The sequence below is a fragment of the Rhodococcus sp. 14C212 genome (genome assembly GCF_011058195.1).
Classification (GTDB): domain Bacteria; phylum Actinomycetota; class Actinomycetes; order Mycobacteriales; family Mycobacteriaceae; genus Rhodococcus; species Rhodococcus aetherivorans.
Genome location: NZ_JAALEH010000139.1, coordinates 1 through 10,186, shown reverse-complemented (window position 1 = coordinate 10,186; position 10,186 = coordinate 1). Strand labels below are relative to the sequence as shown.

Sequence of the window (10,186 nt, the reverse complement as noted above, 5' to 3'; positions counted from 1 at the left end):
CAGGTACAGCGCGACGGCATCGGCCTTGAACTCCGCCGAGTACGCCTTCATCACCATCAGTGACATCTCTTCCTCTGGATCCTCACGACCCAGTGTTCAGGATGTCCACACTCGAGGGGGAACCCCCCTCGACCGCTGGCTCGACGGCGGCAGCCGCTACCGATATTTCCTGACCAACTTCATCGCCTGGGCTGCCGCCCACCAACAGTGCACCGACCTGGTCGTGCCGCAACCGCACAGCGGCGAACCCTCACACATCATCACCGATGACGACCGTTGGGCAATGCTCGCTCGCTGCCTGCACGACGAGACGCTGCCAATACAGGTGCGAGCGAGCGGCGCGCTGGTACTGCTCTACGGACGCACCATCACCAGCATCGCCGATCTCACCACCGACGACATCGCCGGCGCCGTCGCCGACACCTACCTCCGCATCGGCGACAGCACGGTCCTGCTACCCCCTGCCCTCGCCACGCTCCTGCAGACCCTCTCCGATGACGCCGCCGGCCGTGCTGCCTTCCAGAGCCTCGATCCCACCACCCGATTCCTTTTCCAGGGACGAGGAATCGGTAAGCCGACCACACCGAAAGTGCTGGCGCGCAACCTTCGAGCGCACGGAATCGACCCGCGACCCGCCCGCCACGCAGCCCGAGCGGCCTGGGCCAGCGAGATTCCCGCCCCCATCGCCGCGGACGTGCTCGGCATCAACATCACCACCGCCACCCGATGGGCCGGCCGCACCCGACGAGACTGGACCACCTACCTTGCCGCCCGAACCGACACCGCAGGACACACCCATGACAACCCCGGAAAGACATGACGAATACCGCACCCACCGAATACCGTCACTCCGCCAGTCCAGCACCGATAAGGAGGCCATCCGCCAAAACATTCGGCATGATGCCGACCTGGGGCTGCGGATCCCGGACCGCTACCGGCACGACTGGGAACTCTTCGCGGACTGGTGCACCGCCGCCGACCACCGACTCATCCCGGCGAGTCCCGACACGCTCGCGGTGTTCCTGCACGAACATCCCGCGGCGGTCGCGACGCAGCGGCGCCGGCTCTCGGCCATCAACACCGTCCACACCCGGCACGGCTATGCCGCCCCGGGGCGCACCGAGACGGTGCGCCGGCACCTCGACGCCACCCGCGTCCAACGCCACGACCGGCTCGCTCAACTACTGCTGCAGCGGGCGGTCGAACTGCCCACCGAGGGATGGTCCAGCGGACTGTTCGGCCGTCGTGACGCGCTGCTGCTCATCCTTGCCACGACCGGCATGAGCTTTGTCGACATCACCCGGCTGCGCCGCCGCGACATTACCGTCGACGGTGACGCCCTCGTAGTCAGGACCCGCGTCGGCGAACGGTTTCGGCTCGCGCCGAATCCCGAGACGGGGGACAGCCCTGCCGTCGAGGTCTATCGGCGGTGGGCGGCCATCCAGGCGTTTCTCGATCAGTACCCCGGCACCCATCTTCTGCGCCAGCATCTCACCGACCCGATCGAGATCATCGCGGATCCAGTCGATGCGGAGCGGGCCCGGCAACCGTTGCTGTGTCCGATCGACCGCTGGGGACATCTCCCGCACGCACAATCGATGACCCCGCAGTCGGTGTCGGTACTGGTGCGAGCACATCTGTTCGGCCGTGCACCGATGCGTCGGGCACTGCCCGTTCCCCCACAGGACGACACCGCTGCGCCGGTCGAGCCCGACGTCATCCTCGATTCCGGCTACTACGACCGCGGCATCACTGCCCGCCGCCGCGATCATGAGACCCTTGAAGACCTCACCGATGTCTTCGACGAGATCGAACAGCGGGCCGACGCCTTATTAGATGAGCTGCTCGCTGTACTGGAGGGGTCACAAATCTGCAGCTGATGGAGCAGCACGCAGCGCTTCGGCCGCGCCGGCATACGCACTGCGTTGCACGCACGCCGTGCATACAACACACGCACTTCCCGAACCGACACTGCGCTCGACGCCGGACCGCGACGGTGACATAGCGAGGTTCGCCGCGATAGTCCCGATGAACACCGCTGGCTCGTCCCTGCTCCCGGCGTCTCACCGTAGACCGCCGCACCACCACAACGCCGAGGCAGAATGGGGCGATGAGCGACGCCGTTGTCTTCGACAGCTATTGCGGTGAGCCCATCGCCTGGTTGCGAGTCGGCGACCCTGTCATCGGGTACGAGTGGACCGAGCACGGCAACAAAGCGATTACCGAACGTTTGAGCCCGGCCGACGCGGTACGGCGGTACGGCCCGATCACCGAGGTGGAACTGGGCCGAAATGGCGGCTTCGAGTCGGCCACCTACGGCGCCACGAAATTCTTCGCACGATCCCTGGACCCACGCGGCACCGGGTTGGACGACGACGCTCGCCTCATAGTGATCGACTCCGTCCGCGAGAACCACGAATGTCCCGTCTGTAACGCTGCGCCCGGCGCGCAATGCGTCAGCAAGAAGGGAAAGCCCTGCGCGACACACAACCCACGATCGCACGGCCGCAGCCGCTGGGAAATCGAGCAAGCCCAGGAAGCCGATCGCCTCGCCCGGCAGCATGCCCGCGCCGCCGAACAGTGGGAACGCGAGATGGCCACCCCACCCGTCATCGGATCGGTCATCGAAATCAAGCGATGGAAGCCGCCCGAACCACCCTCGTGGGAGTGGCGTCCCGATATCCCCGAACGCGTGACCGTGCAGCGAACGTATGCCAACCGCACGATCGACGGTACTGCTGAGAGCGGCGAGCGCAGGTTCCTGGCGCGCAACGAAGCCACCGGCGACTGGCACGTCATCTGTGGCCAACCCACCTCCCCCCGTTTGCCGTGCAAGAACGGCGGCACCGGTGTTCCGTGCCGGACTCGACACAAGGATGGCGTACACCTGCGCGAAGACGCACCGTGGCTCGCGGCGCCGACTCAGTAGAAGGTACTGAAGAACCGGCACTTCACTCCCGTCCGGCATGAGGAAGCCGCACCGGACTCGCGTGGAGCACGGCTAAACGGGACAGTCGGCAACCGCTCTTGAGAGACCCGGCGGATGCCACCGGGCTGCACAAGTGAGTCCCGGTGGGCGATCGTCAAACAGCACACCCCCGAAACCGAACCTGAACACAGCGGGCCGGGCAGATTTCCACCACGGCGGGCTTGCGGCTCGAACACCGCCCACTTTTGCGTTTGTTTCGTTTGCTGCGTATATTTCACTTAGAGGAGGTGGGGTATGTCCGCGATCGAACATCCCAGTGCCGTCGAGCAGGAACAGGCACGGCAGGCGCTGAACGCTCTTCGGGACGTGAAACCGAGTACCGACACATTCGACGTCACCGTCGCCGGAACGCCGGAGTCCGTACACCTACCGAGTTCCGCCCTGGAGTTGATCAAAGACGTACTGGCGAACATGGCAGCCGGCCAGGGCGTGACCGTGGTCCCTGCGCATGCGGAACTCACCACCCAGCAGGCCGCCGAACTGCTCAACGTGTCGCGCCCGCACGTGATCAAACTCCTCGACCAGGGCCTCATCCGGCACCGGCTGGTGGGCCGGCATCGCCGGATCCTGGCATCCTCACTCCTCGAGTACCGACGCACCCAGCAGCGCGATGCGCGGCGGGCCGCCGACGACCTCGCCGCCCTGTCCGAAGACCTCGGACTCTACTGACGTGACCTTCACCGTCCTCTACGACGCGAACGTGCTGTACCCGAACGTGCTTCGCGACGTGCTGATTCGCCTGGCCCAGACCGGGATGGTGCACGCCCGGTGGACCGACCGGATTCTCGACGAGACGTTCCGCAATCTCGCCGCCGACCGACCGGACATCCCCACCGAAACCCTGGCCAGGCTGCGGGAGCTGATGAACCGAGCGGTCCCGGACTGCCTAGTCACCGGGTACGAGGCACTCATCCCGGCGCTGACGCTGCCTGACGAGGACGACCGGCATGTACTCGCCGCGGCGATCCGCTGCTCAGCGCAGGTGATCGTCACCGCGAACCTGCGCGACTTCCCCGAAAACGAACTCGCCCAGTTCGGCATCGAGGCCCTGCATCCGGACGAGTTCGTCATGGACCTGTTCACGCTCGACGGGGCGCGGGTGCACCAGGCGATCAGTGCTACTGCCGCAGCGTGGCGCAACCCACCCGGCACCCCCGCCGACGTATGCGACCGCCTCGCCGCGGCGGGCCTACCGATCTCCGCCGCGGCGTTGCGCCGCTGAGGCTCACGATGCGCGCCCGCGACCAGATGGTTCCGAAGGTTGTTCTCGTACTGATGTTTTGACACGGAAGATTCGGAACAAACTTGTGAGACACCTTGGACTGGCATGTCGATCCATTACGGACGGGCGGCGTGGGCCGTCTTAAAACCAAGGTTTCGGAACGAGAGATGGCCCCGAGTTCGGGTACACTGATCTGTTTCAGAGCCTTACCCCGTGGAATCGCATAGAAGGGCGTGTACCCGCACACCGTCCTTGCTCAAAACCTCCGCGATCGGGTCGTGGACGTCTTGATGGGCAGCGATCACGAGGAGTTCTTGAGCTCGTGAGGCGCCCACATACAGAACGCGGCGGGCTTCGCCGGGTTCGTCGGAACACCATTGTTGTGCCCCATCCTCCTCATGAGACTTGGAGGGATTGGGGACAACCAACACCACAGCGGGAGCTTGAAGACCCTTGTATCCGTGGATCGTCGAGTAGGCGAACGCATCTGCGGTCGCGGTTGGTTCAGTGGGCCACACGTCACCGTTGGGTATGCGAACTCCCTCCATCGACCATCCCAGGATGTGCTGACTCTCCTTCTGCGCGAGCAGATACGCTTTGAACAGCGACGGACTACAGGTGAACGGAAGTACGGATCCCACAGCCAACCGCAGGCATCGCTCACGGAACTGCGCGGCAGTCAGTCGACGATCGTCGAGGTACGCGTCGAAGGTGAGCGAGGCGAGCTCATCCGGGCAGAGTTCCAGCAGATATCGCTCCAGCAGCCGCAATGCGCGTGCGCGATCCGGACCGGAGGACTCCGTGTCTTGTATCCGGTGGATCAGCGTAGCCAAGCGGACGAGTTTGTTGCTTTTCGGGTTCTCCGATTTCGGAGAACCGGCTAGCTTTCGTGCCTTGTCGGCGTGGTGCGCCAGGACCACGATTTCGTTGCGATCGATGCTCAGCTGGTCGATGAGCTGCCCGATGGCCTGTCGCGCATCGTGCTCGTCGGTGTACGACAGCAGGTAAACAGGGTGATCGATGTCTTTGCGTTTGCCGACCGGATCGTCGGAAGCGCCGCCGTATCGCAGGCTGTCGACGGCTTGACAGATTGCCGGCGAACTGCGGAAATTCCCGTTTAATCGTTCGCCGTGGGGGACCCGGTCCAGGAGAGTCTCCAGTTGCGACTCCCCGGTGTCCTGTCGGAATCCGTAGATGGCTTGATCTGGATCACCGACCATGATCAGTCGCACGCCTGCATCGAGAAGTAGTGTGAGCACGGCGACGTCTTCACGACTGCAGTCTTGGACTTCGTCGACGATGACTTCGGAGAAGCGCGCACTCAACAACTCTGTGAAGCGGTCGCGATAGTTTTCCTGGAGGTACTCCGCCAGAAATAGCCGTGAGGTTTCCGCGTCGAGAATTCCCTTGCGTACCAGGGAAAGCCAGAGTGTTGAGGCTTTGGATTCCAACGCGTCGATCTTCCAGGACTCTTGGCTTGTCAGCCACCCCCGGCTCTCCCATGGCACGCGTTTGATCCGGAATTTCGCGTTGCCAGCGGAGTCGAACGAGAACCAGTCGAGTTCCGCTCTAAGGCCGTGTGCCTGCACGGTTGTTCCCGGCACGGTCGACCAGGTGTCGCGGAAGGATGGGGATATCCCTTTACGTGAGCGAAATATGGGACCGACGACGAATCGATTGATGAAACTGTCGATGGTGCCCACGAAGTTGGGAACGTGCAGAAGTGTCGGATCAGCGCTGCAGCGTGTGCACGCCTCATCGATCACGGCGTTGGTGAACGAGATGAGACCGACTCCGCGCCGAGGATCGCTCGCCGGCCGGTCGATGAATCGCTGGACTATCGCCTGGGTTTTTCCCGCGCCGGGGCATGCCTCGACATAGATCGACGACTTCGTCCTGATGAGGTCACGTTGGGCGGGAGTGAAAGTCAGCGGCGGTGTGCTCACGGGATCGGCTTCCGGACCGATGCGGTGATGGCCTCTGCTAAGTAATCCGGGCATTCGAACGATGCCCCCTCGACGATCCGCCGTGCGACATCGTGGGCAAATTGACCCTTGCTGATCAGCTTCTTGGAGTTGCGCAACCGCACATAGAACTCCCGTGCTGGATCGGGACTCTCGCTAATCTCCCCCCACTGACGCCGCGAGTTCGGGTGTTGGTCTAGGTATGCCTGGCCCAAGACGACGTGATTGACACTGCCAGAAACCAGCAGATCCGCTTCGAGAGTGTGCGGAGCTTCCGCAATATGGAACAGGTCCTCTCCGGCACCGAGAGTCTCACGTAAAGCCCGTAGATCGGCAGCACGGTTGTACAGGATCTTGTCCTCATCCTCATCGTCGTCGTCTGACGCGGGCTCCGGATCTACGGCGAGCGAGTCGTCGGTGCTGCCGGGGATTGACTGCAGCGTGTCCTCGCCCGCATCCTCCTTCTTCTTTCTTTTCTTCCTCTTCTTCTCATCGAGAGTAAGTTCTGGATCTGCATCGGTGATGACCACCAAGCGGTCAGCCAACCGGCTACCGTTCACTTTCTGCATCAGTAGCTGGATGTAGGGCTTGAAATCGACGGAGCCGACATTGATAACCGATACACCACGAAACGCTCGGCGGAGCTGCTGTTCGGACTGAGTGGGCCCGTTAAAGACGCAGTGTCTCGCTAGTGCTGGAACGAGAACTGCCTCGGCGATTCCTTCGACCAGCACCACCGAACGTGCGAACAGCAACTCGGAGCGGGTTACATCTAGATACTGATCAATCTTCCGGCGTTCGTTCGACTCAAGTGCAATGTCTGCCAGGGGGATGACGGCAGTGCCGCTATCAGCACTCGAACCGGGCCGAACCACGACCACGCTCTCGGTGTGTAGGGCACTTGCCAGATTCGGAGAGTGCGTGGTGGCAACGACCTGGATCCGTCCGGCCGGTCCCTCCCGGTCATCGCGTACCGACGTGGTGGCTTGATCAACCAGAAACTCCATGAGCACCGCCTGTAATTGCGGATGTAGATGCGCTTCCGGCTCCTCGACCAAGAACAGCGTCAGTTCCGAATCCTGCGCATTTTGCAGTTCCAGGATCACGGTGGCCATGAAGAGCAAATTGGCGTATCCGAGGCCGGACACGGCGAGATCGGCTGGGTTGAGTTCGTGCTCAGCCATCTTCAGCCGCAAGCTCCGCGCAAGACGCTCAAGACGCGGTCGTTCGAATCCCAGGTGAACCTTCTGTGCGCGCACCGGATCAGTCAGTTCGGACAAGTGTCCCTGGATGCCGTTATTCACACCCGTGACGGCCGGGTGGTCCTCAAGATCATCCAGCGCCTTCTTCGCCTGTATGACGAACTCGTTCCGATCGCTCTCGTCGACTAGATGTTGCATTATCAATGCGAGCCGGTTCCCCGAAGCAGAATCGAGCTCTCGCTGTGCATCCCGGAGGGGGGCGAGATAGACGTGGTTTATCTGCTCGCGCTTCTCCGGTTCAGGGTCTGGCGAGCCGTCGCAGCCAACCAGATGCTCGACACGTCCTCGACGAACACCGTCCAGCGACGGACGAAATCGCGTTACATGGACAGCTTCATTGTTCGTAAGATCCAGCGCACCGATGAGGTGTGCGCGTTGGAACGCCGTCAACCCCGAGAACTGGGAGGTCAGGAGTACCTGCTCTGTGTCCCCGTCTCTCACATCATCGAGCTCGAAGTATCGGGTCCGCCGCCCACTCAGTGGAGTGGTCGCCAATCGCAGCGCTTCGATGATGTTGGACTTGCCGGCATTGTTCTCGCCAACCAGCAAGGTCACCGTCGGGCGCAGCGGGACCGTGACCTTGCTGCACGATCGGAACCCCTCGATCGTGAAACTCCGAAGATACATTCCTTCTGCAGGAGCCTCTCTAGTGTTTGTCAAGACCGTCGCCGTTGTCACAGGTCTCCTTGTCTCAGTGCCGGCAGAGCTACCAGCGAGTCGACGACCTTCATCGTCTCAACCGCAACGGTGGCCACCTTCTGAATCAGTTGCTCGAAGCGGGTGCCTCGTTCGGAGTTGGACGGTGCCTTCCGGAACGCGTCGATCACTTCGTGCACCGATGTCGCCACTACTGCCTGCTTTCACTTCTGCCCGGCCCTGCTCCCGGGCCGCTGTTGTTCGGGCGTTGACGTTACCGGGGCTTGACCGGGCATCCCCGTTACGACGCGGGCCCAGCCGGGCCGAGAAGTCCAGGCCCCAATGAACAGGGGCACAGGCCGATAGTGTGCAGGGCGGTAACGCCAACCGGAGGGAGTCGGGATGGGGCGACTGGAATGGTCGCGGTTCGGTGGCGACGACATCGAGTCGGTGGTGTCGATGTTCGTGTGTCGGGAGGAACCACATGCGTTCCGAATCCGCCCGTCCCAGGGCGACGGTGGCATAGACGTCTGCGTCCCGTTGGGCTCCGATCATTACGAGATCTACCAGGTCAAGAAGTTCACGCAGAACCTTGGATCCAGCGAGAAGCGACAAATAAAGAAGTCACACAAGAGGATTCAAACTTACGCCACGAAGCGCGGCTGGACGATCGACAGATGGCATCTGACACTGCCGCTCGACCCCACACCGGAGAACACAAAATGGCTGGAGGAACTCGAGAAGACAGGACCCTTTCCATGTGACTGGATGGGCCTGCCCCATCTGGAGGGATGGGTGGCGAGATACCCGGACATCGTGGACTACTACTTTCGCGACGGCCGAGAGCGCATGCAGCATGAAATCGCGCAGTTCGTGCAGCTGTCGGGAATCCAGATGGCAGGACCACTCTCGACGAGCCCCGAAGACTTCACGGCTCTGCAACCGGCAATGGTCCAGGGCCAACTGGCCGCACTGCGTGACACCCTCAACCGGCGCGACCCACATTTTCAGTACGACATCGCGGTCGGACACACATTCGCTGAAGCGGCCGCGACGGGCAGCTATCCTGCCCGCGTTGCCAGCGCTTCCCGCCAGATCGGAGACAGCACGGTCACGTTCCACGTCCTCGCACGCTGCGCGGAATCAGTGGTAGAGCGACCGATCACGTTCCACGCGACTCTCATTGCCAAGACCGGAAGTGACGAGCACCGCGATATCGAGTACTTCTTCAAGTACGGACGCCCACCATCTCGGCCACTCGATGTGCAGGACTTTTCGGCTGACATGCCAGGAGGGCTCGGAGGCGATTTCGAGTCCGCGAAAATGATCCTCGGGGCGTCCACCGCTGGCGAGACCTTCGATCGTCGGATGTCGATCCTCTCACCGACAGACGATCTCTTGGCCACCGTAGACCTCAGGATGTATCACACCGCCACGAACTCGGGCAGCACAGGCATCGCGAGCCGTGGCACGGACTCGGTCGGTTTTCTCGAGATCGAACCACTGGGATCAATCTGTGACGGCAAGGTCGAGATGACCCTGCTGGTGCACCGTGGAGACCCCACCGGGCATTACCCGGACCAGATCGAACCATCCCTATCTTTTGTCCATCACTTCACCGCGCCGAATCGTTTTCGGATAGAGCGCACACGCGGAAGTGGGGGCAGCGTGGAGCAGGACATTCTCGCAGGTCCACGCAACCGGGATACCGTCTCCTGGAACAGCGTCTTGCTGCGCTATGTTCGCGCACTGATCAGCATCCAGCGCTACACCCCGATCGAGTTGAAGGTTCCTGACCTTGCCGTCGAAGGTGTTGACCACGTCGAGGACGTTCTCCGAACGGAACGTCTGCTGAACGGCGAGGAGGTGGACAGGAACTGGGATCGTGTCGCATTCACACTCAACCCTGACGCTCCGGAACTCGATGATCCGATGCAGGTGGTGTTCGCGCAGAACCTACATGTCACAGTCGGAACAGCGCATGTTGGGGGCTTCCCCCCGAGATGTGGACACACGTTCCTATGCGGCGGTGGCCAGCGTAGCCGATCGCTGCTCGTACTCGATCGGGCAGATCTGACCGAGAGTGGAGTGCCTCCTTCGGGTGTTGTAACGA

General features: G+C 62.3%; 8 protein-coding genes and 1 pseudogene. 6 read left to right on the top strand and 3 right to left on the bottom strand.

Annotated elements, in window-relative coordinates; genetic code table 11:
- The 5 genes and pseudogenes from G6038_RS29020 to G6038_RS29000 all read left to right on the top strand — a co-directional run.
- Positions 1–820: pseudogene (locus tag G6038_RS29020) on the top strand (hypothetical protein); the annotation flags it as partial.
- Positions 798–1,880 carry a hypothetical protein gene (locus G6038_RS29015; protein ID WP_206025807.1) on the top strand — a complete coding sequence of 361 codons (1,083 nt, stop codon included), beginning with the start codon at positions 798–800 and terminating at the stop codon, positions 1,878–1,880. The pseudogene G6038_RS29020 and the gene G6038_RS29015, both read left to right, overlap by 23 nt.
- A 230-nt stretch (positions 1,881–2,110) precedes the next feature.
- Positions 2,111–2,929 carry a hypothetical protein gene (locus G6038_RS29010; protein ID WP_165042166.1) on the top strand — a complete coding sequence of 273 codons (819 nt, stop codon included), beginning with the start codon at positions 2,111–2,113 and terminating at the stop codon, positions 2,927–2,929.
- A 294-nt stretch (positions 2,930–3,223) separates the two neighbouring features.
- Complete coding sequence (locus G6038_RS29005; protein ID WP_165042164.1) at positions 3,224–3,658, top strand: helix-turn-helix domain-containing protein; 435 nt, start codon at positions 3,224–3,226, stop codon at positions 3,656–3,658.
- A 1-nt stretch (position 3,659) separates the two neighbouring features.
- Complete coding sequence (locus G6038_RS29000; RefSeq protein ID WP_165042162.1) at positions 3,660–4,211, top strand: PIN domain-containing protein; 552 nt, start codon at positions 3,660–3,662, stop codon at positions 4,209–4,211.
- 206 nt (positions 4,212–4,417) lie between these two features.
- Here the strand turns inward: G6038_RS29000 and G6038_RS28995 are convergent, their stop codons facing one another.
- The 3 genes from G6038_RS28995 to G6038_RS28985 are packed head-to-tail and all read right to left on the bottom strand — an operon-like array spanning position 4,418 to position 8,285.
- Positions 4,418–6,157: a UvrD-helicase domain-containing protein gene (locus tag G6038_RS28995; RefSeq protein WP_165042160.1), complete on the bottom strand. Its 1,740-nt coding sequence runs from the start codon at positions 6,155–6,157 to the stop codon at positions 4,418–4,420.
- A complete protein-coding gene (locus G6038_RS28990) occupies positions 6,154–8,115 on the bottom strand; it encodes an AAA family ATPase (RefSeq protein WP_165042158.1) in 1,962 nt (653 codons plus the stop codon). The genes G6038_RS28995 and G6038_RS28990 overlap by 4 nt, the downstream gene beginning before the upstream one ends.
- Positions 8,112–8,285, bottom strand: coding sequence for a hypothetical protein (locus tag G6038_RS28985; RefSeq protein WP_165042156.1), 174 nt, complete (start codon positions 8,283–8,285; stop codon positions 8,112–8,114). The genes G6038_RS28990 and G6038_RS28985 overlap by 4 nt, the downstream gene beginning before the upstream one ends.
- Positions 8,286–8,475: 190 nt before the next feature.
- On the opposite strand from G6038_RS28985, the gene G6038_RS28980 reads away from it, so the two are divergent.
- Positions 8,476–10,186, top strand: a 1,711-nt coding sequence (locus G6038_RS28980) for a hypothetical protein (protein WP_206025808.1), incomplete at its 3' end; no start/stop codon positions are given.